The organism is Tahibacter aquaticus, assembly GCF_004363655.1.
In the GTDB taxonomy this organism is placed as follows: Bacteria; Pseudomonadota; Gammaproteobacteria; order Xanthomonadales; family Rhodanobacteraceae; genus Tahibacter; species Tahibacter aquaticus.
Genome location: NZ_SNZH01000031.1, coordinates 1 through 24,897 on the forward strand (window position 1 = coordinate 1; position 24,897 = coordinate 24,897).

At 65.4% G+C, this 24,897-nt stretch carries 22 protein-coding genes; 14 read left to right on the top strand and 8 right to left on the bottom strand.

Features of this window, described 5'->3' with window-relative positions; all coding sequences use genetic code 11:
* The first annotated feature begins 218 nt into the window (after positions 1-218).
* Positions 219-2,081, top strand: coding sequence for a M1 family metallopeptidase (locus DFR29_RS27875; protein WP_133821920.1), 1,863 nt, complete (start codon positions 219-221; stop codon positions 2,079-2,081).
* 64 nt (positions 2,082-2,145) lie between these two features.
* On the opposite strand, the gene DFR29_RS27880 is transcribed toward DFR29_RS27875, so the two are convergent.
* Both DFR29_RS27880 and secB read right to left on the bottom strand, forming a co-directional pair.
* Positions 2,146-3,153 (bottom strand): NAD(P)H-dependent glycerol-3-phosphate dehydrogenase, encoded by a 1,008-nt coding sequence (locus tag DFR29_RS27880; protein ID WP_133821921.1) that lies wholly within the window; start codon positions 3,151-3,153, stop codon positions 2,146-2,148.
* A 4-nt stretch (positions 3,154-3,157) separates the two neighbouring features.
* Positions 3,158-3,640, bottom strand: a complete 483-nt coding sequence (secB, locus tag DFR29_RS27885; RefSeq protein WP_133821922.1) for a protein-export chaperone SecB — start codon at positions 3,638-3,640, stop codon at positions 3,158-3,160.
* A 314-nt stretch (positions 3,641-3,954) separates the two neighbouring features.
* Between secB and rpmB the strand changes: the two genes are divergently transcribed.
* A complete protein-coding gene (gene rpmB / locus DFR29_RS27890) occupies positions 3,955-4,191 on the top strand; it encodes a 50S ribosomal protein L28 (protein WP_133821940.1) in 237 nt (78 codons plus the stop codon).
* A 13-nt stretch (positions 4,192-4,204) separates the two neighbouring features.
* Positions 4,205-4,369: a 50S ribosomal protein L33 gene (gene rpmG / locus DFR29_RS27895; RefSeq protein ID WP_133821923.1), complete on the top strand. Its 165-nt coding sequence runs from the start codon at positions 4,205-4,207 to the stop codon at positions 4,367-4,369.
* 276 nt (positions 4,370-4,645) lie between these two features.
* On the opposite strand, the gene DFR29_RS27900 is transcribed toward rpmG, so the two are convergent.
* The 4 genes from DFR29_RS27900 to DFR29_RS27915 form a co-directional block, all read right to left on the bottom strand.
* Positions 4,646-6,634, bottom strand: coding sequence for a serine hydrolase domain-containing protein (locus DFR29_RS27900; protein WP_166654402.1), 1,989 nt, complete (start codon positions 6,632-6,634; stop codon positions 4,646-4,648).
* Positions 6,635-6,849: 215 nt separating this feature from the next.
* Positions 6,850-8,238, bottom strand: coding sequence for a hypothetical protein (locus tag DFR29_RS27905; protein ID WP_133821925.1), 1,389 nt, complete (start codon positions 8,236-8,238; stop codon positions 6,850-6,852).
* 147 nt (positions 8,239-8,385) lie between these two features.
* The gene (locus tag DFR29_RS27910) at positions 8,386-8,751 is read right to left on the bottom strand and encodes a hypothetical protein (RefSeq protein ID WP_133821926.1); all 366 of its coding nucleotides are present in this window, start codon (positions 8,749-8,751) and stop codon (positions 8,386-8,388) included.
* A 161-nt stretch (positions 8,752-8,912) separates the two neighbouring features.
* A complete protein-coding gene (locus DFR29_RS27915; protein ID WP_133821927.1) occupies positions 8,913-10,109 on the bottom strand; it encodes a DesA family fatty acid desaturase in 1,197 nt (398 codons plus the stop codon).
* 240 nt (positions 10,110-10,349) lie between these two features.
* On the opposite strand from DFR29_RS27915, the gene DFR29_RS27920 reads away from it, so the two are divergent.
* The 6 genes from DFR29_RS27920 to DFR29_RS27945 all read left to right on the top strand — a co-directional run bounded on the left by DFR29_RS27920 (position 10,350) and on the right by DFR29_RS27945 (position 15,889).
* Entirely contained in the window at positions 10,350-11,030 is a 681-nt protein-coding gene (locus tag DFR29_RS27920; RefSeq protein WP_243746203.1) for an ABC transporter ATP-binding protein, read from the top strand.
* On the top strand, positions 11,027-11,782 hold the full coding sequence (locus DFR29_RS27925) for an ABC transporter permease subunit (protein WP_133821929.1): 756 nt from the start codon (positions 11,027-11,029) through the stop codon (positions 11,780-11,782). The genes DFR29_RS27920 and DFR29_RS27925 overlap by 4 nt, the downstream gene beginning before the upstream one ends.
* Complete coding sequence (locus tag DFR29_RS27930; protein WP_133821930.1) at positions 11,782-13,134, top strand: GldG family protein; 1,353 nt, start codon at positions 11,782-11,784, stop codon at positions 13,132-13,134. Before DFR29_RS27925 ends, DFR29_RS27930 begins: the two co-directional genes overlap by 1 nt.
* Positions 13,135-13,136: 2 nt before the next feature.
* A complete protein-coding gene (locus tag DFR29_RS27935) occupies positions 13,137-13,922 on the top strand; it encodes a DUF4340 domain-containing protein (protein WP_133821931.1) in 786 nt (261 codons plus the stop codon).
* Positions 13,922-14,734, top strand: coding sequence for a bifunctional DNA-formamidopyrimidine glycosylase/DNA-(apurinic or apyrimidinic site) lyase (gene mutM, locus DFR29_RS27940; protein WP_133821932.1), 813 nt, complete (start codon positions 13,922-13,924; stop codon positions 14,732-14,734). The genes DFR29_RS27935 and mutM overlap by 1 nt, the downstream gene beginning before the upstream one ends.
* A 78-nt stretch (positions 14,735-14,812) precedes the next feature.
* Positions 14,813-15,889, top strand: a complete 1,077-nt coding sequence (locus DFR29_RS27945; protein ID WP_133821933.1) for an OmpA family protein — start codon at positions 14,813-14,815, stop codon at positions 15,887-15,889.
* Between the two features lie 24 nt (positions 15,890-15,913).
* On the opposite strand, the gene DFR29_RS27950 is transcribed toward DFR29_RS27945, so the two are convergent.
* Positions 15,914-16,534 carry a thymidine kinase gene (locus tag DFR29_RS27950; RefSeq protein ID WP_133821934.1) on the bottom strand — a complete coding sequence of 207 codons (621 nt, stop codon included), beginning with the start codon at positions 16,532-16,534 and terminating at the stop codon, positions 15,914-15,916.
* Between the two features lie 133 nt (positions 16,535-16,667).
* Between DFR29_RS27950 and DFR29_RS27955 the strand changes: the two genes are divergently transcribed.
* The 5 genes from DFR29_RS27955 (at position 16,668) to plsB (ending at position 24,204) form a co-directional block, all read left to right on the top strand.
* Positions 16,668-18,647 carry a UvrD-helicase domain-containing protein gene (locus tag DFR29_RS27955; protein WP_133821935.1) on the top strand — a complete coding sequence of 660 codons (1,980 nt, stop codon included), beginning with the start codon at positions 16,668-16,670 and terminating at the stop codon, positions 18,645-18,647.
* Positions 18,648-18,723: 76 nt separating this feature from the next.
* Positions 18,724-19,611, top strand: a complete 888-nt coding sequence (locus tag DFR29_RS27960) for a 5'-nucleotidase, lipoprotein e(P4) family (protein WP_133821936.1) — start codon at positions 18,724-18,726, stop codon at positions 19,609-19,611.
* Between the two features lie 4 nt (positions 19,612-19,615).
* Positions 19,616-20,323, top strand: coding sequence for an orotidine-5'-phosphate decarboxylase (gene pyrF, locus DFR29_RS27965; RefSeq protein ID WP_133821937.1), 708 nt, complete (start codon positions 19,616-19,618; stop codon positions 20,321-20,323).
* A 310-nt stretch (positions 20,324-20,633) separates the two neighbouring features.
* The gene (locus DFR29_RS27970; RefSeq protein ID WP_133821938.1) at positions 20,634-21,557 is read left to right on the top strand and encodes a hypothetical protein; all 924 of its coding nucleotides are present in this window, start codon (positions 20,634-20,636) and stop codon (positions 21,555-21,557) included.
* A gap of 91 nt (positions 21,558-21,648) precedes the next feature.
* A complete protein-coding gene (plsB, locus tag DFR29_RS27975; protein ID WP_133821939.1) occupies positions 21,649-24,204 on the top strand; it encodes a glycerol-3-phosphate 1-O-acyltransferase PlsB in 2,556 nt (851 codons plus the stop codon).
* Positions 24,205-24,701: 497 nt separating this feature from the next.
* Here the strand turns inward: plsB and DFR29_RS29520 are convergent.
* Positions 24,702-24,897: hypothetical protein (locus DFR29_RS29520; RefSeq protein ID WP_166654403.1), on the bottom strand; the 196-nt coding region annotated here is incomplete at its 5' end.

Sequence of the window (24,897 nt, forward strand, 5' to 3'; positions counted from 1 at the left end):
CTTCTCTCGATTCGAAAAGCTCGACGTGATGTTCCTGGGCTTTATCAGCTTCGCTCTGATCGCTGATGGGCTTCGGATGTGTTAACAGGCCCTAGGCCAGCGCTTCCCAAGCGCCCGCGGGCCGCCGGGAAAATGCCAATCGCGCAGGGCTTCCGGCAGCCTGCAGGCGGCGGACAGCGTGGCATACTCGGCGCTTCTTCCGACTACCGAATGTCGCCATGGCATCCCTGTATTCCCTGCTGCCCGCGCTTGCGCTGTTTGCCGTTTCGGCCCAGGCGGCCAACGATCCGAACTCCTTCGCCGAGATCGACAAGGTCCAGGTGAAATCCCTGGTGCTGAACCTCGATGTCGCGTTCAAGACGCAACAACTGGTCGGCACCGCCGAACTGAGTCTGGAATGGAAAGACAAGTCGGCACGCGAACTGCGCCTGGACACGCGCGATATCGCGGTCGCCAAGGTCGAGCTGATCGACGCCGCCGGCAAGGCAACACCGGCCGAATTCAGCCTGGGCAAGCCGGACAAAATCCTCGGCACACCGCTGCTGGTGCAGATGCCGCAGCAGGCGCCCAAGGTGCGGGTGTCATACGCCACCTCGCCGGCAGCCTCCGGCCTGCAGTGGCTGGGGCCGATCCAGACCCTGGGCAAGCTGCATCCGTTCCTGTTCTCCCAGTCCCAGGCCATCCATGCGCGTTCCTGGGTGCCGCTGCAGGACACGCCAGCGGTGCGCTTCACCTATAGCGCCGACATCAGCGTGCCCAAGCCGCTGCGCGCGGTGATGAGCGCGAACAACGATCCGAAAGCGGACATGGAAAAGGGCCGCTTCCATTTCAAGATGGACAAGCCCATACCTTCGTACCTGCTGGCCATTGCCGTCGGCGACATCGCCGTGAAGAGCACTGGCCCGCGCACGGCGGTGTATGCCGAGCCCGGCATGGTCGAAAAAGCCGCCAAGGAATTCGAAGACACCGAGAAGATGATCGTCGCGACCGAGAAGCTCTACGGCGACTATCGCTGGGGCCGCTACGACATCCTGGTGTTACCGCCAAGCTTTCCTTTCGGCGGCATGGAAAACCCACGCATGACCTTCGCCACGCCGACCGTAGTCGTCGGCGACAAGAGCCTCACTTCCCTGGTCGCGCACGAGCTGGCGCACTCTTGGTCGGGCAACCTGGTGACCAATTCGAGCTGGAAAGACATCTGGCTCAACGAAGGCTTTACCAGCTATGTGGAAGGCCGCATCGTCGAAGCCGTATACGGCCGCGAACAGGCCGAGATGGAAGACGTGATCAGCCAGTTCGGGCTGGAAAAAGAAATGGCCGAGCTGGCGCCGAACGACCAGCTGCTGTTGCTGGCACCGCTGGTCAACCGCGATCCGGACGAGGCGCTGACCGACGTCGCCTATATCAAGGGTTCCTGGTTCCTGAGCTTCCTCGAAAGCCGGGTCGGCCGGGTCAAGTTCGACGCATTCTTGCGCAGTTGGTTCGACCAGCACGCGTTCCAGAGCGTGGACAGCCAGGTATTCCTGGATTTCCTGCAGAAGAACCTGCTGGACAAGAACCCAGGCAAGGTCAAGCCAGCGGAACTCGATGCATGGCTGCGCCAGCCAGGCCTGCCGGAATCGGCCCAGGCCGCCAAGTCGCCGCGCTTCGACAAGGTCGACGCGGCGCGCAGCGAATGGCTGGGTGGCGTGCGCAATGCCAGCGCCCTGGCCGAAGCCAAGTGGAGCACCCAGGAAAGCGTGCGCTTCCTCGAAGGACTGCCACAGACGCTCGATACCAAGAAGCTGGCCGAACTCGACGCCGCGTTGCATCTGAACGGCACCAGCAACGGCGAAATCGCCCAGCGCTGGTATCCGCTGACCGTGCGCAGCGGTTTTGCCGATGCGCGTCCGGCGATCGAGAAATTCCTCATCGGCATCGGCCGGCGCAAGCTGGTGATGCCAACCTGGGAAGCGCTGGCGGCCACACCGGAAGGCCTGAGCTTCGCCGAAGGCGTTTTCCTCAAGGCACGCCCGGGCATGCATCCGATTACCGCCGGCTCGGTGCAGGCAGCGCTGGAAAAAGCGAAAAAGCCAAAATAAGACCTATGCAAAATGCATAACCGCCGTCACGCGGCGGTTATGCAGCCGGCCTGGCCGGGCCGGCCTATTCCGGATATTCGGGCTTCTGTTCCCGCGCCAGCAGCTGGCGCAGCGCCTCGGTCGGCGTGATTTCCTCGTGCAGTACACGCTGCACCGCCTGCGCGATCGGCAGTTCCTCGGCGTGGCGCAGCGCAAGGCGCATGACTTCGTCGACGGTCTGCACGCTTTCGACCACCTGGCCGATTTCCTTCACCGCCTGCGACAGCGGCGTGCCACGTCCCAGCGCCAGGCCGAGACGGCGGTTGCGCGACAGATCGCCGGTGCAGGTCAGCACCAGGTCACCCAGACCAGCCAGGCCCATCAGGGTCTCGGCGCGTGCGCCGAGGGCCACGCCCAGGCGCAGCATTTCGTTCAGGCCACGGGTGATCAATCCGGCGCGGGCGTTCAAGCCCAGCTGCATGCCGTCGGCGACGCCGGTCGCCACGGCCAATACGTTTTTCATCGCACCGCCAAGCTCGGCGCCGAGCATGTCGGTACCGGTATAGGCACGGAAGGTTGGCCCATGCAGCTGCTCAGCCACGGTCTGGGCGAAATCGGCGTGGTCGGAATGCACGGTGACAGCGGTGGGCAAGCCATCGACCACTTCACGGGCGAAGGACGGCCCGGTAACGACGGCGGTGGGCTGGCCCGGCAGCGTCTCTTCGACCAGCTCATGCAGGAAACGGCCGGTACCGGGTTCGAAACCCTTGGTCGCCCAGGCCAGGCCATGAAAGCGCGACGGCAGTTCGGCCAATTTGTGGATCAGCTCGCCGAACGCATGGCTGGGAGTAACCACCAGCAGCCAGTCGGCATCGACCACGCTGGCGGCCAGATCGGCGCTGTAATGCAGTTCCGCCGGCAGCGGGCTGTGCGGCAGGTAGCGCGCATTCACGCGCGTGGCGGCCATGGCCTGCATCGCCGCGGCATCGCGTCCCCACAAGGTGGTATGGACGCCATGCCGCGCGAGCAGACTGGCCAGCGCAGTGCCCCAGGAGCCGGCACCCAGGACGGCAACCCGGGCTTGCGCAGTCATGCGATCAGGCGTTCAGCGTTGGAGCGTCGCCGCCTTCCGCGCGGCGCGACAGGGCTTCGGCGTACAGCGCGTCGAAGTTGATCGGCTGCAGGAAGAACGGCGGGAAACCGCCATTCTGGACCATGTCGGAAATGGCCTGGCGGGCATACGGGAACAACACATTGGGGCAGTAGCTGCCCAGTACCGCATCGCGGTTGGATTCGTCGAAACCGGCGACGCCGAAGATGCCGGCCTGCTGCACTTCGCACAGATACGCGGTCTTCTCGCCCAGCTTGCAGGTGACGGTCACGCTCAGCACCAGTTCGTACACGTCCTGGGCCAGGCCGTTGACCTGCTGGCCCAGCTGCAGCTGGATCTGCGGCTGGCCCTGCTCCTGGAAGATGTGCGGCGCGGCCGGTGCTTCGAAGGACGAATCCTTGATGTAGATCTTCTGCACGGACAGCTGCGCCTGGGCGGCGGCCTGACCGTTGGCGGCGTTATCGGACATGAGGTCTCCGGTATCGAACGATGTGGGGAAAAGGGGCGGGAGTATCCCACAACTCGGTGCTGGCCGGTCAGCGCCGGGCATGCGGCGGCGGCGCTCGCCTGCCCCCGTCCGCTTGCCCTGCCTGGCGCGGCCTGTTATAAAGCGCGGCTCGCTTTGCGGCGCCCGGTTCCGGGCCCGATGTCCCGGCACGCGTTTCGGGGCACCCGCGCAGTTTCTGACGCAAGCGCCTTCCAGCAATGCGTGGCATGCACGGCATGTCGCTGGGCCGATACCGCCCTGGCCAAGGGTGGCCCAATGAACACGATGAGGTACGTATGGCCCGTAGATGCCAAGTTACTGGCAAGGGTGTGCTGAGCGGCAACAACGTCTCGCACGCCAACAACAAGACCCGCCGCCGCTGGCTGCCCAATCTGCACGAGCGCCGTTTCTGGGTGCCGAGCGAGAGCCGCTGGATCAAGCTGCGCCTTTCCAACCACGCCCTGCGTACCATCGACAAGAAAGGTATCGAGGTCGTCATCGCCGAGCTCCGCGCTCGCGGCGAAAAGATCTGAGGAGACATAACTCATGGCATCCAAGCGCGACAAGATCCGCCTGATCTCCACCGCCGGCACCGGCCACTTCTATACCACCGACAAGAATAAGAAGAACACGCCGGAAAAGATGGAAATCAAGAAGTACGACCCCGTAGTGCGCAAGCACGTGGCGTACAAAGAAGCGAAGATCAAGTAATACCCAGGAAACCCGCCCACCGGCGGGTTTCCTGTTTGTGGGTTTCGCCATTGCGGACACCGGGCGGCGATGACCGGAAACCCAAGACGCTGCCACGCCGATGTATCCGCCTGGCGGAGCCGGCTTTGTTCCTTGCTGCGAGCCGAAGCGTCCCGCTTTGCGCAACCCCTTCCGGTCCATTGCAGGACTGATCCCGCCCATCGCGGCATCCTGGGCCCGCCCGGGAGCCTGGCGCGCCGGCAGGATCTGCCCGAGCCGGCCCGCCGGATACACGCTTCAGAGCCTCCAGCCCACCGCATTCCACAGCCAGACGCTGATGCCAGCGAGAACGAAGGCCAGCACTGCCGCGCTATGGCGCAGCTTGCGCCAGCGATTCCATTCTGCTGCTGCCCAGGCCCGCGGCAGCAGAACCACGCACAGCACGGTCAGCAGCAGCGCCGGTACGACCAGCCACAGCGCCAGGCGCAGCAGACCCGTCGGATAATCGAAGATGGCCACGGCCTCGTCGCCGAGCTGCGCCACACCCAGCCCGAACAGCACCAGGAACAGCAGCCAGCTCGCCGCGGTCAGGCCCAGCCAGCGCGCGCTGAACGTGGCACGGGAAACACTGCTGCCACGCCGCCGCTGCCATTGCCCGAACAGCACACCGGCAGCGCTCAGCCCGGCCAATCCCAGCAACAGGAAAAAATTGTTCTTGTTGCCGAACAAGCCAACCCGGTCGAACACGTCATGGCCGCCGGGCGAAACGAAACCTGTCACCTTGCCGGAGCCGTCACGCAGGAAACTGAGCCGGTCCGAGCCCTGCACGGCGCGGAACACGTCGGGCTTCTCCAGCACCCAGCGCGAGGTTTCCTCGCCGCTGGACAGGGTCAGATAGCCATCCGCCGTTATGCCAACCTGCGCATTCGTCGCAATCAGTAATTTTTCAAAATTGCCGTAGTTGCGCCGCTCGCCCAGATAGGTGCCGGCATATTCCTGCCCGGTCCGCGCGAAGTCGGCGGCCGGCACAGGCAATGCCGCAGGACGGGCGCGCGGAAAATAGCGCTCTACCAGCATCTGCGGCAATTCGGCCGCCAGGCGCCGGCCGCTGTCGGTGTTGGTCGAGACGAATACGCCGAAGCCGAGTTCGGGCACCACCATCAGATAGGAATGGAAGTACAAGGTGGCGCCGCCGTGCTCGAAGCTTTGCACTTCGCCGTAGCGGCGGCGGAAGAAGCCGTGGGAAAAACCGGTCGCGTCGGCGGCGTTGCGCAGCGGCGCATCCTGTTCCAGCCGGTCGAATACGCCGGCGGGCAGGATGCGCTGCCCATCCAGCTCGCCGCGATTGAGCAGCATGCGCAGGTAGCGCGACATATCCGCTGCGGTGCTGGACACCGATCCCGCCGGCGCGATCTGGGCGATGTATTCGAACGGCTTCGCGCTGACCCCCCCGGCCTCGCGCACGAAGCCGCTGGACCAGCGCGCCTGCAGCGTTGCCGGTGCGTTGCGCGGGTCGCTCGCCTGCAGCGGCTCGCGAAAGGTTGTCGAGGACATCCCCAGCGGCGCGAACAGGTCGCGCTCGGTCAGCGCCTCGAACGGCAGGCCTTCGACCTGCGCCAGCAACGCCCCGAGCAATGCCACGCTGTAGTTGGAGTAGACCGCATGCACATCGACATCGCGCACGCGCGCCGGCCGGTGCTCGACCAGATACTCCTGCAGCGACAGGGCCGCCTGCGGCGAGCGCGCAAACAGATGACCCAGCGCCGAATCTTCATAGCCAGCCGAATGCGTCAGCAGGTGGCGTACCAATACCGGCTTGAATCCGTCCGCGGGCAATTGCAGCGCCGGCGGCAGGTAGTCGTTGACCGGTGCATCAAGCTTCAGCTTGCCCGCGTCGGCCAGGCGCAGCGCTTCCAGGTAGGTGAAGGTCTTGGACACCGAGCCAATGCGGAACAAGGTGTCGCTCGGATCGACCCGCCGCTCCGGCCTCTGTGCGGCCAGCCCATAGCCGCGCAGCAACAGCGTCCGGCGGGCATCGACTACCGCAACAGTGACGCCTTCGATGCCCAGCCGGCGCCGGTAGGCCGCGACCACGCCATCGACATAGGCCGCCACATCGGCGGCATCCAACGGTGCAGCCGGCGAATCGGCAGGGGCGACAAGAGCAGGCTGCACACTGTCTGCCGGCGTCTTGTCCGGCGCGACCGCCGGCGGCAGCTGGGCATGGACCAGACCAGCGCCCAGGCTCAGCACCGCTGCGACGAACGCCCGAATTCGCAATTTCATCGGTCCACTCCAAACAGCACAGTCCAGCATCAAGGACGGGCAGATCGCCAACGCCACGACACCGAAGCGGCGCCGGACGGTATCGCGGCTTTCGCCCTGTTTTCAGAATCAGAAAATTTTTCCGACGCGCCAATACTAAGCAGCATGTCGGGAAAAGGAAACCTGACCTTACACCCCGTCTGCCGCCGCCGGCGACGCCGCCTTGCACTGCCTAGTCAGCCCGGTGGCGGCGCCAGATCCTGCTGGAACGGCGGCGAAAACCAGAATGGAATGCGGTAGTCGGCCGTTGTCGCCGCACCTGCCGTACTTGCAGTAGTTGCCGTGGTTGCCGCGGCAGCGTTCCAGCGCAGGCGCAGCTCGTGCTGGCCTGGCGCCAGGCCGTTCAGGCTCAGATACCCTTGCAGGCCGCGCTGGCCCAGGTCGCGCCGCTCGGCCAGCACGAACCCCGCCAGATCCACCGGCGTGTCATCGAGGCTGGCTTGCCACAGCGCGGCCAGGCAAGCCTGGCGCTGCGCGCGATCAGCCGCGGCAGCGCAGCGCTGGCGCAATACCGGATTGTCGCGACTGGGCAGATACGGCAGGAAAACGCGCAGATGGCCGTCGGCCACCTGGTCGGCCGGAATCAGCGGCACCCGCGCCAGCACGTCGCGTTCGCTGCGCAGGCTTTCGTAGTGCGCGCTGCGCAGGCCGGCATCGGCGTCGCTGTCGGTGAAATAGTCGTAGCTGGATATCACCGCAAACTGGCGCGCAACGCGCACCTGCAGGCTGCCGAGTGCAGCGCTGGCGAAGATCAGCGCCAGAAAAACCACGGTGAAGGTCCAGCGCGGCAGATTGCTTTCCAGCGACAGCTGAACCGGCATGGCCAGGCGCACCGGGAACACCATGGCCTGGAAACGGATCGCCATCTCCACCGCACGCCGGCGCCAGACCGACGGCGGTCCGGGCGGCAGGAAGCGCGAAGCCCAGGGGCTGTCGAGCAACAGCACCGGCAGCAACGCAATGAGGGTCAAAAACAGAAATGCATACAAACCAAACTGACCGACCGCCTGTTCGCCGAAGCCCAGCAACTGGGCAGTGACGATGACCAGGGTTGTCAGCGCGGCGAGCAGGCCTCCGATCCAGAGCATGGACAGCGCGACCAGGCTGACCAGCGCAAAAACAATGGAAGCCACGCGATCGGCCGCATCGATGGAGGCATCGAGATCGGGCGCGGTACGGCGATGGTAGGCGGCAGTGATCGGGCCGATGCTGCGAATGGATTGCCAGCGGATGCCAGCGGGAAAGGACGCTTTCAGGCCGATCAGACCAACCCAATAGGCACGCACGCCCAGATGCAGCAGGAAGGCGCACGCCAGGGTGGAACTGAGGCCGCTGCCCAGCTGGAACGCCAGCGACAGCAACTGCAGGCGCTGGCCTTCCGCATGTAATTCAAGACGAGTCCAGTGTTCCAGCAGCCAGCCGGGCAACGACAGCAGTGCCAGCAGGCTGATACCGGAGATGATCAGTTCCAGCTCGTCGGTACGCTCGCGCAGGCTTTCGAAAGCGACGCGGCGCGCCTGCGTCGTCGGCAATGCTTCGCCGGTGGGTTCGCTGGATTCGCTCAAGACAGGCTCCGGCACAGATGCAAGGCGGAGAGTCTAGGCGGACACGACGGCCGGCGAACACTGTGCCGTGCTGCATCGAGACTGGCGCATATGCCGCGCCAGGCGGCCGCTCCAGCGAAGCGGCCGCGGCGCGACAGCGAAACGCGACTACTCGCTTTTCGAAGCGGCCTGGCAGCCGAGCAGATCCTTGTCCGTGATGACCCAGGTGTCCTTGACTGCACACAGGCCCACGTCTTCGAGGATGCACTCGTCGCCGTCTTCGTCGACGACACGCACGTCATAGGCGCCGCAGGGCACGCCGTTCAAGGTAAAGGTATCGCCGTTTTCGATGGTCTTGTCGCCGAGCTGGTCCTGGCCCCACTCGCGCGAGGTGGTCGGCGAGAAATACAGCTCGTGGATGGCCCATGCCGATTTGTTGGTCAGCACGACATTGGAATCGTTCTCCGACGCCGACGCAGTCGATGCAGCGAGCACGGCAACGGAAGCCAGCAGAAAGCCAGACAGCTTGTTCACGGATTTTCCCCTTAGGCGCAACATGCGCCGACGCATTGTTAGCTTCGGCGCGATACCGCGCAATAGGCGATTTCCGTCACATTTCGACCGGATTTGGAGTCAGAACCGACAAGGGCGCCAACGGCGCCCTTGGGGTACAGCATTGTGGAAAGCGCGACGTTTTAGTGTGCGCCGACCAGCGAATAGCCCTTGAGGCGTGCAGCAAACTCCTGCAGGGCACGGATGCCGCTTGCCTCGGCTTCGCGGCACCACTGTTTCAGCCCTTCCAGCATGGCCTCGCCGTTGCGGCTTTCCATCAGCTCGTGCAGGCGGCCGCGGTATTCCATCACGGTGGCCATGGTCGGGCGCTGGTTGACCCACTGGCCCAGGCGTTCGCGTGCATCGTTGTCCAGCCAGCGGCCACCGCTGGACAGGGCGCGGCGCAGACGGCGCGGCAGATCCTTGAGGTTGTTGCCGGCCTGCGCGGCTTCCTCGCGCAGGGTCGGTGCGATGACATTGCCGAAGTAGTCGGTCATCACCTGGAACTTGTGCGCGATCAGCGCCTTGATGGTGTCGCCGTCGGGCAGGTGCATGTTCGGCCGCACGTCGAGGCTGGGCGCCACGCGCAGCACCTTGGCCAGACCGAAGAATTCGAAGCTCTTGATCGCCACCCAGCCGATGTCCAGCTCCCACTTGCGCAGGGCGAACTTGGAAGAACTCGGAAAGGCGTGATGATTGTTGTGCAGCTCTTCGCCGCCGATGATCACGCCCCAGGGCGTCAGGTTGGTCGCGGTGTCGTTGCTTTCGAAATTGCGATAGCCCCACCAGTGGCCCAGCCCGTTGACGACGCCGGCGGCCCAGAACGGAATCCAGATCATCTGGCAGGCCCAGATCACCACGCCCCACAGACCGAACAGGGCGAAGCTGAGGAACAGCATCAGGGTCGGTCCGACTTCCGGGTACGGCGTATAGACGCGGCGCTCGATCCAGTCGTTCGGCGTGCCCAGGCCGTACTTGTCCATGGTTTCGCTCTGGCGGCGCGCCTGGCGGTACAGGTCTACGCCGTCCCACAGCACCTTCTTGATGCCGTAGATCACCGGACTATGCGGATCTTCCTCGGTCTCGCACTTGGCGTGGTGCTTGCGATGGATCGCCACCCATTCCTTGGTCACCATGGCCGTGGAGAACCAGGTCCAGAAACGGAAGAAGTGATTCAGCACGGGATGGAAGTCCACGCCGCGGTGTGCCTGGCTGCGATGCAGGTACAGGGTCACCGAGAAGATGGTCAGCTGCGTCACCAGGACGAAGTAGGCGACCAGCCACGGCCAGTCGGCCTGGAGCAGGCCACCGGTCAAAAATTCGGTTGCGGCGTTAAACATAGGTTAAGGAGCCAGCTAGATGGGGAGGCGGTGCGAAGACTATACGCGACGGCGTTTGTGGGGACTACGTGAAGCAAACCAAGTGCCAGGCAGTCAAACGAGCGTTTTTGCCGGGTTTCTGAATGCGTGCTTGTGGGGGTGGCGGCGGATGGCCACAATCGACCTCTTGTGACCGCCAACACCTCCGCCCCCTTGCTTCGCATCGATCGCATCTCGCGCCGGCTCGCCGGACGCGCAGCCGTGGACGAGCTGAGCCTGGATCTGCACAAAGGCGAAGTGCTCGGCCTGCTCGGCATCAACGGCGCCGGCAAGTCGACCACTTTGCGCATGATTGCCGGCGTGCTCGCGCCCGACCAGGGCCAGGTGCTGCTCGACGGTGCCAGCCTGCACGAGCAGCCCGAGCGCGGCCGCCGCGGCATCGGCTATCTGCCGGAACGCGTGCCGCTGCACGCAGAACTCGCTGTCGCTGAATTTCTCCACTTCTGCGCCCGCCTGCATGGCCTGGACCGGCGTGCAGCAGACGCGGCCGTGGCGCGGGAAATCGAGCGCTGCGATCTGGGCGAAGTGCGGCGCCAGCTGATCGGCCAGTTGTCCAAGGGCTTCCAGCAGCGCGTCGGCATTGCCCAGGCACTGGTGCACAGCCCGGCGCTGGTCGTGCTGGACGAACCGGCATCGGGCCTGGACCCGGTGCAGTCGCTGCGCATGCGCGAACTCATCGCCAGCCTGCGCGCGGCACATGGAGTGATCCTGTCCACGCATCTGCTGGCCGAGGCCGAGGTCTGCTGCGACCGCATCGCCATCCTGCACCGCGGCAAGCTGCGCCACGTCGCTACCGTGCAGCCGGGCGAAACCGCTCGGCTGGAACAGCTGTTCCTGCGCATCGCCGCCGACCTCGACAACCCGGCCGAGGCCGCCGCATGAAAGCCAGCCTGATCCTCGCGGCACACGAATGGCGGCGCCTGCGCGTACAGGCGTGGCCCTGGCTGCTGCTGGCCGGCGTGGTCGCCGTGCTGGCCTGGCTGTTCCTGAGCCGGCTGGATACGTTCCTCAGCCTGCAGGACAGCACCGGCAATTCGCTCAACCTTGGCGCCAGCGCCCAGGTGGCTGCCCCGGTGCTGGGCTGGCTGGCCATCCTGCTGTTGCTGCTGGTGCCGCTGCTGGGTTCGCGCAGCATCGCCGGTGAGCGCCGCGCGCATTCGCTGAACCTGCTGCTGGCCGCCGGCATCGGCGACGGCGCCATCGTGCTGGGCAAATGGCTGGGCCTGCTGGGCTGGCTGCTGCTGCTGATCGCGCTGACCGCGCTGATGCCGGCCAGCCTGATCGGTACCACGCCGCTGGACTTCGGGCGGCTGGCGGCGAACCTGCTCGCGCTGGGGCTGCTGGCCAGCGCGCTGGCTGCCATTGCCGTCTATGCCTCCAGCGTCACCACGCAGCCGATCCTGGCCGCGGCGCTGGCGCTGCTGATCAACCTGGTCCTCTGCACGGTCGACCTGGGCGCGCGTGCGGCCAAGGTCGAATTCGGTTTCATCAACTGGTTGGCCCTGCCCAGCCATTTCGGCCCGCTCAGCGAAGGCGTGGTCGCCAGTGTCGACCTGGTCTGGTTCGGCCTGGTCACGGCGCTGTTCCTGGCCCTGGCCACGCGCCAGGTCGCCAGCCTGCGGAGCGCCGACTGATGCGCGCGGGATTCAATCGCCTTGCCCATGCCCTGCTCTGCCTGGCACTGGCGGCCCTGGTCGGCTTCCTGAGTACCCGCTTCGGTTTCCGTACCGACTGGAGCAGCGCGCAGAACACCTCGCTGGCGCCGCAGAGCGTGGAACTGCTCAAGCGGCTGGACGGCCCGGTCGAGGTGGTTTCCTACGCCAGCGACAACGCCAGCCTGCGCGGCGCAATCAGCAGTTTTGTACAACGCTATCAAGTGCATAAATCCGACATCGCGCTACGCTTCGTCGATCCCGCCGCCGATCCGGCTGCGATGCGCGAGCTGGGCGTGCGCATCGACGGCGAGATCGACCTGCGCCACCGCGAGCGCAGCGAACGCCTGCAGTTGCTCGACGAAAAGACCTTTTCCAACGCCCTGCTGCGTCTGTCGCGCACGCAGGAGCGCATGGTTGCTTTCCTGGCCGGCGACGGCGAGCGCAAGGCCGACGGCAGCGGCAATGCCGATCTGGGCCAGTTCACCCAGCTGCTGCTGAGCCAGGGCGTGCGCTGCGTGCCGCTGATACTGGGCAACGGCGCACGCGTGCCGGAAAACACCGACCTGCTTGTCGTCGCCAATCCGCGCGTGCCGATTGCCGCGGGCGTTGTGGTAGAAATCGTCGACTGGGTCGAACGCGGCGGCGCCGTGCTGTGGCTGACCGAACCGGGCGAAAACGCCGGCCTGGATGCGCTGGCCAGCGCCTTGTCGATACGTGCGCTGCCCGGTCTGCTGGTCGACGGCACTGGTGCAGCGCTGGGCCTGGGCGACCCCAGTTTCGTCGCGCTGAGCCGCTATCCCGACCATCCGATCACTCATGGCCTTGAACTGACCACGCTGTTTCCGCAAGCCGTGCCACTGGCCCAGCTCACCGCACCGCGCTGGCAGATGCAGCCGCTGCTGCGCAGCAGCGCGCAGAGCTGGAACGAAACCGGCGCCATGCCCAAGGCCGGCGAATCCAGCGCAACCATCCGCTTCGATGCAGACAGCGACGAAATGCGCGGCCCGCTCGATCTCGCCTTCGCCCTGCAACGCCTGTCGCCACGGCCAGACAAGCGCGAGCAGCGCGCCGTGGTGATCGGCGATGGCGACTTCCTCTCTAACCAGTTCCTCGCCAACGGCGGCAATCGCGAACTGGGCCAGCGCCTGTTCAACTGGCTCCTCGCCGACGATGCCCTGATCGCCGTGCCCGATCGCGGCGCGCCGGACCGGCTGATTACGCTGTCGCAGACGCGGCTGACCGTGCTCAGCGTGGGGCTGCTGATCGTGCTGCCGCTGCTGCTGGCCATCGGCGGCATCGTACTGGCCTGGCGCCGCCGCCGGCGCCGCTAGCCATGCGTCGCCATCTGCGCCAGAACCTTATGCTCGGCAGCGGCGCCGCCTTGCTGGCGCTGCTGACCTGGCTGGTGGTGAAGCAGGAACAGACCGCCAGCGCGACACCGCTGACCACGATCGAAACAAGCCGCGTGCAGGCGCTGAGCGTACGCAACGGCAACCAGCCGCTGCGCCGTTTCGAACGCCGCGACAGCGGCTGGCAGATGCGCGAGCCCTTCGACATGCCGGCGCAGGCGCAGGCGATCGAACGCCTGCTCGCCATCGTCTCGGCACCGCCGCGCAGCCTGCACGAGGCGGGCAAGTTCGATCCGCGCAAGATCGGCCTGCAGCCGCCCCAGGCAATTCTCGACCTCGACGGCCAAGCCATAGAGTTCGGCGGTACCGATGCCATCCGCGGCGACCGCTATGTGCGCGTCGGCGGCACGATCGCGCTGGTGCCGGACCGCTTCAGCGCCTGGCTGCTGGCGCCGCCGGAGGCCGAGGTCGAGCGCCGGCTGATGGCGCCGTTGCAGCAACTGGCCACCGTGCAGATAAATGGCAAAATCCACAATGAACTGATTGCCGCCTGGAGCGCGGTCGCGACCAGCCAGGTCAAAGGCGGCGGCGAAACCGCGCCGGCCGATGCGATTGCCGTGCAGCTGGACGGCGCCGGCGGCCATATCGACTATCGCCTGTGGCGGCGCGACGATGGCCGCTACGCCGCCCTGCGCATGCAGCCGCCGCTGCTGTATCCGCTGGAAGAAGCCCAGGTGCAGCAACTGCTGCCCGCCGCCCCGGAACGCTGATGCCTGAACTGCCCGAAGTCGAAACCACACGCCGCGGCCTAGCCCCGCACCTGGTCGGCCGGCGCGTGGACAAGCTGATCGTGCGCCAGCCGCGCCTGCGCTGGCCGATCGCGCCGGAGCTGATCGCACTGCTGCCCGGCCAGCGCGTCGACGACATCGAACGCCGCGCCAAATACCTGCTGGTACATACCCAGGCCGGCAGCGCCCTGCTGCATCTGGGCATGTCCGGCTCGCTGCGCGTACTGCCGGAAACTACGCCGGTAGGCAGCCACGACCACATCGACTGGCGCCTGGATTCGGGCCAGGTGCTGCGCTATACCGATCCGCGCCGCTTCGGCTCGCAACTGTGGCAGAACGCGGGCGAAATACATCCGCTGCTGGCCGGACTCGGCCCCGAGCCGCTCGGCGACGACTTCGACGGCGACTATCTGTGGCACCTGTCGCGCGAGCGCAAGACCGCCGTGAAGCTGCTGCTGATGGACCAGAAGATCGTCGTCGGGGTCGGCAACATCTACGCGGCCGAGGCGCTGTTCGCCGCCGGCATCCATCCGTCCCGCGCGGCCGGCCAGGTATCCCGTGCGCGCTACGCGGTACTCGCCGTCGCGGTGAAACAGATTCTCGCGTATGCCATCGGCCGGGGCGGCACGACCTTGCGCGATTTCATCAGTCCGGACGGACAGCCGGGCTATTTCGAGCAGGAACTGTTCGTCTACGGCCGCAGCGGCCAGCCCTGCAGAAAGTGCGCGACGCCGGTCAAGGTCATCACCCTCGGCCAGCGCAGCACGTTTTTCTGTCCACGCTGCCAGCACTGACGCATTTCATGGTTGCGCGCCAAACCGCGTATTGACCGGGCAGGCCACGCTGCGTGGTCATGCCGGCCGAGGTGTGCCATGTTCCTGCGTTCATTCTGCTGCCTGCTGCTGGGCCTGGGCTGCGGCCTCGCCCAGGCCGATGCCACGATTCCCACGGCGGACAAGGCCGGCACGGCCGATCCGGCCGGACTGGGCCGCTACGAAGGCGCGTTCATCGTCGACCAGCAGGGCAAGGCCTTCGACGAGATCACCCTGCCCCTGGCCACGCTGAAGCCACATCCCGACGAGGACAAGCGCGACGGCATGAACAACCGCCTGCAGCAGGCCTCGTCGCAGGCAACCCTGGAAGGCAAGCTGACGCGCACCGTCTACGTATTGCCCGCAGGACGCAGCAGCCTGGAAGTGCTACGCAACTACCAGCAGCTGGTGCAGGACAAGGGCGGCCAGAAACTGTACGAATGCAAGGCCGAGGAGTGCGGCGGCGATGTCGCCTACGGCGCCGGCCACGGCGGCGGCGAGCAGGGCCTGATCAACTACCTGATGCCGAAGTCTGCCATCGACGCCGAAAGCTTCAGCAACGCCGCCTGCGCGGTCGACATGAACCTGGCCGACCTGCGCTACGGCGTACTCAAACTGGCCGCCGGCACCGGCGAAACCCATGTCGCCATCCTGGCCTATACGGCAAAGGACGATCTGTACTGCAAGGCCCTGAACGAGCGCACCGTCGCTATCGTGGTCACGCTGGAAGCCAAGGCGCGCGAACAGAAAATGGTCACGCTCAAGGCCAGCGAAATGGCCCAGGCCATCGCGAGCGGCGGCAAGGTAGCGGTCTACGGCATCTATTTCGACTTCGACAAGGCCGTGCTGAAGCCCGAATCCAAGCCCCAACTGGACGAGATCGCCGGCCTGCTCAAGGCCGATGGCGCGCTCAAGCTGGTGGTGGCCGGACATACCGACAATCAGGGCAGCGCAGCCTACAACATGGAATTGTCCAAAAAGCGCGCCGACGCGGTGGTCGCAGCACTGAGCGGCGACTACGGTATCAGTGCCGACCGCCTGCTCGCCCAGGGCATGGGCAGCGCCGCGCCGGTGGCCAGCAACGAGGACGAGGCCGGCCGGGCGAAGAACCGGCGCGTTGAACTGGTCAAACAATAGGCGGCCGGCACGGAATTGCCGCGGCTACAGCGGCAATTCCGTCTGCTTCAGCTCGATGCGGCCTTCGCCGCTGACGATCTTCTTGAACTCGGCGCGGCTGACCGAGAGGTAGCGGTCGTTGCCGCCAATCTCTACCTGCGGCCCTTGGGTAACGGCACGGCCATGCTCGTCCACGCGCACGACCATGGTGGCCTTGCGACCGGTATGGCAGATGGTCTTGATCTCGCTGAAGGAATCGGCCCAGGCCAGCAGGTACTGGCTGCCTTCGAACAGCTCGCCGCGGAAATCCGTGCGCAGGCCGTAAGCCAGGACCGGGATGTTCAGCGCGTCGACGATCTCGGTCAGCTGCCACACCTGCGCCTTGCTCAGAAATTGCGCCTCGTCCACCAGCACGCAGTGCAGGCCGCCCTGGCCGTCGAGCTCGGCGCGGGTCAGTTCGAACAGGTCGTCGTCGCGCTCGAAAATCCGCCCGTTGGCCTTCAGGCCGATACGCGAAGCGACCACGCCTTCGCCGAAGCGGTTGTCCAGCCGCGGCGTGTAGATCAGCGTGCGCATGCCGCGTTCGCGGTAGTTGTGCGCGCTTTGCAGCAAGGTGGTGGTCTTCCCGGCATTCATGGCCGAGTAGTAGAAATAGAGCTTGGCCATGCGCGGCAACGATCGGCGGCGGGGCTGGGCATGATAGCGGGAACTGGAGCGCCGCGCCCGGGCCGGGCAGAATAGACGCCCGCGGCAATGGTGACGATGGCCGCCGCCTCCCTGCACAGCGATCCGCCTTCCGATGCTCAATCCCGCTCAACGTGCCGCCGTCGACTATTGCGATGGCCCGCTGCTCGTGCTCGCCGGCGCAGGCTCGGGCAAGACCAGCGTCATCACGCAGAAAATCGCCCATCTGGTGCAGCGCCGCCACATGTCGGCCAAGAAGATCGCGGCGATCACCTTCACCAACAAGGCCGCGCGGGAAATGCGCGAGCGCGTAGGCAAACTGGTGTCCGGCGAAGCCGCCGGTGATCTCACCGTCTGTACCTTCCACGCGATGGGGCTGAAGTTTCTGCAGATCGAGCACGCCAAGCTTGGCCTGAAGCGAGGTTTCTCCATCCTGGACGCCGACGACGGCGAGTCCATCATCAAGGATCTGCTGCCCAAGGCACTCAAGAACGACCAGCTGTGGGCGCTGCGCAACCTGGTGTCGACGGCGAAGAACAACGGCCTCGACCCGGCCCAGGCGCTGGCCGCCGCGCGCAGTCCGCGCGAGCTGGAAGCTGCGCAGCTGTACGAGGGCTACCAGAAGCGCCTCAGCGCCTTCAATGCAGTGGATTTCGACGATCTGATCCGCCTGCCGCTGACCTTGCTGGAGCAGGACCAGGAAACCCGGGATGCCTGGCAGGAACGTATCCGCTACCTGCTGGTGGACGAATACCAGGACACCAACTCGGCGCAGTACCGCCTGATCCGCAATCTGTGCGGCCCGCGCGGCATGTTTACCGCGGTGGGCGACGACGACCAGTCGATCTACGCCTGGCGCGGCGCCAATCCGGAAAACCTCGACGACCTCGCGCGCGACTATCCCGCGCTGAAAGTGGTCAAGCTGGAACAGAACTACCGCTGCGGCAAGCGCATCCTGCGGGCGGCCAACAAGCTGATCGCGAACAACCCGCACAAGCACCTCAAGCAGCTGTTCAGCGACCTGCCCGAAGGCCCGCCGATCCGCGTGATGGAATGCAAGGACAACGAGCACGAAGCCGAACGCGTCGCCGCCGACCTGACGCATATCGCCGAGAAAAGCCAGGCCAAGTGGCTGGATTTCGCCATCCTCTATCGCGGCAATCATCAGTCGCGCGCACTGGAAAAAGCCCTGCGCATGGCGCGCGTGCCGTACCACATCAGCGGCGGCACGGCCTTTCTCGACCGCGGCGAGGTCAAGGACATCCTGGCCTACCTGCGCCTGATCTCCAACCCCGAGGACGACTCCGCATTCTTGCGTATTGCGAATATTCCACGAAGGGATATTGGTGCAACCACACTGGAGAAACTGGGCGAGCTGGCCCAGCAGCGCCACGCCTCGCTGCTGGAAGCGGCGCAGAGCGACGGCGTGCTCAAGCAGCTGGCGGCGCGCTCGGCCTCGTCGCTGGCCGGCTTTGCCGACCTGATCGCCAGCCTGCGCGCCCAGGCGCGCCAATGCAGTGCCGCCGAACTGGTGGAAGAACTGATCCGGCGCACGCGCTATGCCGAGCACCTGGTCGGCGAAATCAAGGATCCAGCCGCGCGCCAGCGCCGCCTGGACAACCTGACCGAGCTGGCCGAGTGGTTCCGCGCCATGCAGAAAGGCGCCAGCAGCGCCGGCGACCTCGCCGCGCAACTGGCCCTGCTTACCCACTCCGACCGCGACGACCCGGGCAATTCGGTACGCCTGATGACCTTGCACGGCGCCAAGGGACTGGAGTTCCGCTTCGTCTTCATCGTCGGTGTCGAGGACGGCCAGCTGCCGCACGAAGGCAGCATCGAGGAAGGCCGCCTGGACGAGGAACGCCGCCTGATGTACGTCGGCATCACCCGCGCCAAGGAGCGTCTGTGCCTGAGCTATTCGGCCCGCTCCAAGCGTTTCGGCGAAATCCTCAGGAACGATCCCAGCCGCTTCCTCAGCGAGATTCCCGCCGACGATCTGCACTGGGACGGCCGCGATGCCGAGCAGGACGCGCAATCGAAAAAAGACGTGGCCGCCTCGCACCTGGCGCGCCTGGCCAGCCTGCTGGCCGACTGAATCCGCCGCGGCGCGAGCCGCGCCGGTGCCCGCGCTACAATCGCCGCCCCTTGCGCGCCCATCGGAACTGTTCGCAATGAAGCGATTGTCTGTGCTGCTTCCCCTGCTGCTGCTCGCCGCCTGCGCGACGAACACGAGCAAACCCGTCGCCACCACCGAGGCGGCCAAGCCGGCGCCGCCGGCGCTGAGCTACGCTGAAACCAATCTCAACGCCACGCTGTGGGCACAGGGTTCGCTCGAACACGACCTGAGCTACCGCGGCATCTATGCGCAGGCGACGCGCCAGCTGGCCGCGGCACTGAAGCAGAAAGACTGGGACGCGCTGCCCAGGGAAGAACGCAAGAACCCGAGCAAAGGCCTCAAGCCCGCCGTCATCGTCGACGTGGACGAGACAGTGCTGGACAACTCGCCCTATCAGGCGCGCCTGATCCGCGACGCGCAGGAGTTCGACGAATTCAGCTGGGACCAGTGGTGCCGCGAACAGCGTGCCAAGGCGCTGCCCGGCGCGCTGGATTTCGCCAAGGCCGCCGCGACCAAGGGCATCACCGTGTTCTATCTGACCAACCGCGCCGAACACCTTAACGACGCCACCCTGGCCAATCTGCGCAGCGAAGGCTTTCCGATTCCGGACAAGGAAAAAGTCTTCCTCGGCCTGGGCACCATCGTCGAAGGCTGCGAAGCGCAGGGCAGCAGCAAGGCCTGCCGGCGCGAACTGATCGGGCGCAAATACCGCGTGCTGGCCATGGTCGGCGACCAGCTCGGCGATTTTATCGATGTGGAAAACAATACCGTCGCCGCACGGCGTGAGGCAGCCAAGCCGTACGACACGTGGTTCGGCGAGCGCTGGTTCATGCTGCCCAATCCGACCTACGGCTCCTGGGACAGCGCCGTACTCGGCAACCAGCGCGGTGCGGATGCGGCGGAAAAGCACCGCATCCGCCGCGACTTCCTGCGCACGGAGTAAACCCATGAACCATGCAGCCAAGAATATCGATCCGCGCGACCGCCTGATTTTCGCCCTCGACGTGCCGACCCGGGCGCAGGCGCTGGAATGGGTGGAACGCCTCGGCGACGCGGTGACGTTCTACAAGATCGGCATGGAGCTGCTGACCAGCGGCGAGTATTTCCAGGTGCTGGAAGACCTCTCCGCCCGCGGCAAGAAGATCTTCGTCGACCTGAAATTCTTCGACGTACCGGCGACCGTGGCCTCGGCCGTGAAAGGCCTTACCCGCCACCCTGTATACTTCTGCACCATTCACGGCAACGACGGCATGATGCGCGCCGCCGCAGCCGTCAAGGGCGACATCAAACTGCTGGCCGTCACCGCCCTGACCAGCCTGGACCAGCACGATCTCGACGATATGGGTTTCCAGTGCGATGCCGAGCAACTGGTGCTGTCGCGCGCCAAGGCCGCACTGGCCGCCGGTTGCGACGGCGTGGTGTCCTCGGGCCTGGAAGTTGCGGCACTGCGGCGCGAGGTCGACCACGCCCTGATCACGGTCTGTCCGGGCATACGTCCACTGGGCAACAGCGACGACCAGAAACGTACGCTCGACGTGGCCGAAGCCTTCGCCGCCGGCGCCGACTACATCGTCGTCGGCCGGCCTATCCGCCAGGCCGACGACCCGCGCGCCGCCGCACTGGCGATCCAGGCAACGATAGCCCAGTCGCTGTAAAAACGCCTCAATTCAAAGCCTTGAGCCTAGATTCATAAGGTATTGCTTTAAGTCGATTCAGGCAGTACGATGCAAGCCGTACCTGAACCAGGCGCGGCAATAACTCCACATCGCCGACTGCGCTGAAACAATGCGATTCCCCCTCCGGTTCTGCCGGATTTGCCCGGACTGTTCTCACGAACATCCGGGTTTTTCTTTTGTGCACCCGTGGGTTTTCCGGGCGCTGCCGCACACTCGTTTGCTGGAATGCACAAGCGCTCTCGGCTAAAGTGCGGCGTTGTTTCACCTACATCGAACCCTGGGGAAAAACATGTCCACGAAATTCGCTCGCATCGCGCTGGCTGCTGCGCTGGGTCTGGCTCTGGCCGGTTGCGGCAAGGAAGAAGCTCCGACCGCTACCGCGCCGCCGCCGGCCGTCGCCGCCAAGGCAGCCGCTACGCCGGACGGCGCCATCCTCGCCTCCGTGCAGCACGTCAAGGCCGGCAATTTCGACGCACTGCTGCAGAGCGTGCTGCCGCCGGATGAATACGCCAAGGCGAAGGCTGACTACAGCAAGGAAATGAACAAGGAACCGGCCACCGAGGAAGACAAGGCCAAGTTCGCCGAGAACATGACCAAGCTCACCGCGTCGGATGCCGAAGCCAAGCTGTGGGCCGAACTGGAGCCCAAGCTGAAAGAAATGGATGCGCAGATGGCGCAGCAGATGCCGATGATGGTCGCCATGGGCAAGGGCTTCATCCAAAGCTCGATCCAGCAGAACCAGGAACTCAACGACGCCCAGAAGCAGCAGGCCGTACAGGCCGTCGATGCACTCGGCAACTGGGTCAGCACGGCTAAGTTCACCGATCCGGCACTGGCGCAGAAGTCGATCAAGATCGTCTGCGACACCGCCCGCAAGCTCAACCTCAAGACCCTCGACGAAGCGCGCGCGCTGAGCTACGAGCAGGCCATGGGCAAGATCGGCGTCGGTTTCCTCGGCCTGAAGGAAGTGCTGGCCGTCTACGGCTTCTCGATCGACCAGACCCTGGATTCGGTCAAGGCCACCACGCTGTCCTCGGATGCCAACAGCGCCAAGGTCAAGATCGACTACTCCCTGCTCAACACGCCGCTCAGCGTCGAGAGCGACCTGGTCAAGGTCGGCGACCGCTGGTTCGGCAAGGAAATGCTGGAAAGCCTGAAGAAGAAGGACGAGGCTCCGGGCGAAGTCGCTCCCGCTGCACCGGCCAACGGCTGATGCACAAATATCGCCGCTTTTAACGCGGCGATAACGCAAAGAACGCCGCCGACTGGCGGCGTTCTTTTTGGCGCCGGTTACAATCCGCCGCATGGACGACACCACTTCTTCCCCCCAGCGCGGCACCGAAGCACCGCGCGTTCCCTGGCGACTGCGCCTGTTCGGCCGCCTGCTCGAATCCTGGATCCGCATCAAGCCTGATCCGGCCGATCCCAAAAGCCTGCTGCTGCCCGGCGTGCCGGTGATCTACGTGACCGAGCGCTACGGCCTGTCCGATGCGCTGATCCTGGAACAGGCCTGTCGCGAAGCCGGCCTGCCCTCGGCACTGATTCCGCCGCCAAACCTGTCCACCCGGCGCAAGCGCAGCTATTTCGCCACCTCGATGCGCAACAGCCTGTTCTGGAACCCGGCGCGTCGGCGCCCGCCGACCCAGCCGCTGGCGGAACTGGTGGCGCAGCTGGAACTGCTGCCCGACGCCGACGTGCAGCTGGTACCGGTATCGATCTTCGTCGGCCGTGCGCCGAACCGCCAATCCGGCTGGTTCAGCGTGCTGTTCTCGGAAAACTGGGTCGTGGTCGGGCGCTTCCGCCGCGTGCTGGGACTTGTCCTCAACGGCCGCGACACTCATGTGCAATTTTCCACTCCGGTAAGTTTACGCAGCGTGCTGGTGCAGGAACGGGACCAGCCGCGCGAACGCACGGTGCGCAAGATCTCTCGCGTGTTGCGTGCGCACTTCCATCGCATCCGCGCCGCCGTGATCGGTCCCGACCTGTCCCACCGGCGTACCGTGGTCGACGCGGTGGTGAATGCCGAATCGGTACAGGAATTCGTCACCACCACGGCGTCGAAGGAAAACCTCACGCGCGAACTGGCCATGCGCCGGGCGCACGACTACGCGGTGGAAATCGCCGCGGACTACTCGCATACCGTGGTCCGTTCGCTGTCGTTCATGCTCAGCACATTCTGGAACAAACTCTACGATGGCGTGACCATGAACCACTTCGACCAGGTGCGCGCCGTCGCGCCCGGCCACGTAGTGATCTATGTGCCCTGCCATCGCAGCCATATCGACTACCTGCTGGTCAGCTGGCTTTTGTACACCAACGGCATCGTGCCGCCGCATATCGCCGCCGGCGTGAATCTGAACCTGCCTGTCGTCGGTCCGATACTGCGTCGCGGCGGCGCGTTCTTCCTGCGCCGCAGCTTCAAGGCGAACGCGCTGTATTCGGCCGTGTTCAACGAATACGTGAGCCAGCTGTATACCCGCGGCGTGTCGATGGAATATTTCATCGAAGGCGGCCGCTCGCGCACCGGCCGGCTGCTGCAGCCCAAGGCGGGCATGCTGGCGATGACGCTGCGCGCCTTCCTGCGCGAATCGCGCCGGCGGCCGGTGGTGTTCCAGCCGGTCTACATCGGCTACGAAAAGCTGATGGAAGGCAACAGCTATATCGGCGAGCTGTCGGGCCAGGCCAAGAAGAAGGAATCGCTGCTCGGCCTGCTGCGCTCGGTCAAGAAGCTGCGCGAGCGCTACGGCCGTGTCGCGGTGAATTTCGGCGAGCCGGTATTCCTCGACGACCTGCTGCAGCGCGAGGCGCCCGACTGGCGCGCCAGCGCCCACGAGGAGAAGCCGGAGTGGTTCGGCCGCAGCGTCGACGCCCTGGCCGAAAGCATACAGATCAGCATCAACCGCGCCGCCGACGTCAACCCGATCAACCTGCTGGCCGTGGCCCTGCTCGCCACGCCCAAGCACGCGATGGCCGAAACCGACCTTATTACGCAACTGGATTTGTATAAATCACTACTGGCCGAGCTGCCCTACGGCGAGCGCATGACGCTGACACCAATGACGCCGCAGCAGATCATCGCCTACGGCGAACAGATGCAGTGGATACGCCGCATCCGCCATCCGCTCGGCGACGTGCTGACCAGCGAAGGCAAGCAGGCCGTGCTGCTTTCGTACTTCCGCAACAATGTGCTGCACCTGTTCGCCACATCGGCCTGGATCGCCTGCTGCTTCATCAACAACCGGCGCATGGCGCGGGCCTCGCTGCTGCGCCTGTCCAAGCTGATCTATCCGTTCATCCAGTCAGAACTGTTCCTGCCCTGGGACGAAGGCGGATTCCTGGAGCGCATCCAGGCGACGGTCGATTTCTTCATGCGCCGCGGCGTGCTGATGCCGGACGCGGACGGCCGCGTGCTCAATCGCGGCGCTGGCCAAGGCGATGCGGCCTTCCAGCTGCGCACCCTGGCGCACAGCCTGCTGCAGGCCTTCGAGCGCTACTACATCACCATCGCCGTACTGGTAAAGCACGGCCCGCATACGATCAGCTCGGCGGAACTGGAAAAACTCTGCACCCTGACGGCGCAGCGCCTGACCCTGCTGCACGAACTCAATGCGCCGGAATTCTTCGACAATGCCCTGTTCAAGGGCTTTATCCAGCAGTTGCGCGAACGGCGCGTCATCTGGACCGACGACGCGGGCAAGCTCGATTTCGATGCCGCGCTGAATATCGTGGCCAAGGATGCAAAGGTGATTCTGAGCCGCGAGATCCGCCACGGCATTCTCAAGCTCGCACCCGAACCCAAGGCCGCCGCCATGGGCCCCGGTACGCCCGCAGCGCCCGCCGACAGCGACAAGGCAGCCTGATCCGGCCTTGCCTGCCGGCGCCAGCCTGGTCACAGGCACGCGATGCGCAGCGGCACCCCGTACGAGAATGCCCATCCGTCGCACTGCACTTGCCTGACGGCCTGTCCCCCCGATGAATCGGAACAGGCATCAGGTCCACTGACCTTGCGGGGCACCGCTGCGGAGCGAGGCCAATAGCCCATGCGATTGGCCGAGCGAGCAACAAGTACTGCGCGGCCAAGACGGGTAAGCGGCTTCCCGTCCGTCCGTTACAGGCCATTAGCCTACGGCCGGCTCGACGCCGTGGAGCGGGTGACGGTCAGCCGCGCTGAACCCTAGGGTCACGGCAATACGCCCTTGCCGGGTAGTTGAGTCGGGCAGGGTCTGTGGCTCCAGGCGCCTGCACCTCACCCCGCCAGCGCTTTCGATTCCTTAAAAACGCTACGCCCCACCAAGACTTTTCCGGCGGAGAAGACCCAGGCGCATCCCTGCGCCTGGGCCTTGTCCCGGGGTGGGCGTCAGCGCCGGCGCAGGGGTCGGCGGCGGTTTTCGAAGAAGGCCAGGCCCGCCATCAGGCCCGTGAGCAGCAGCAGCATGGCAGGGGTCAAGGCCGGTGCCAGCTGCGGCGGACGCGGTGGCACCAGGACGGGCGTGGTATCCGTGCCGGTGTTGTTGGCGGGGTTCGGATCGGGCGTGAGGCTGCTGGCCGTGGCG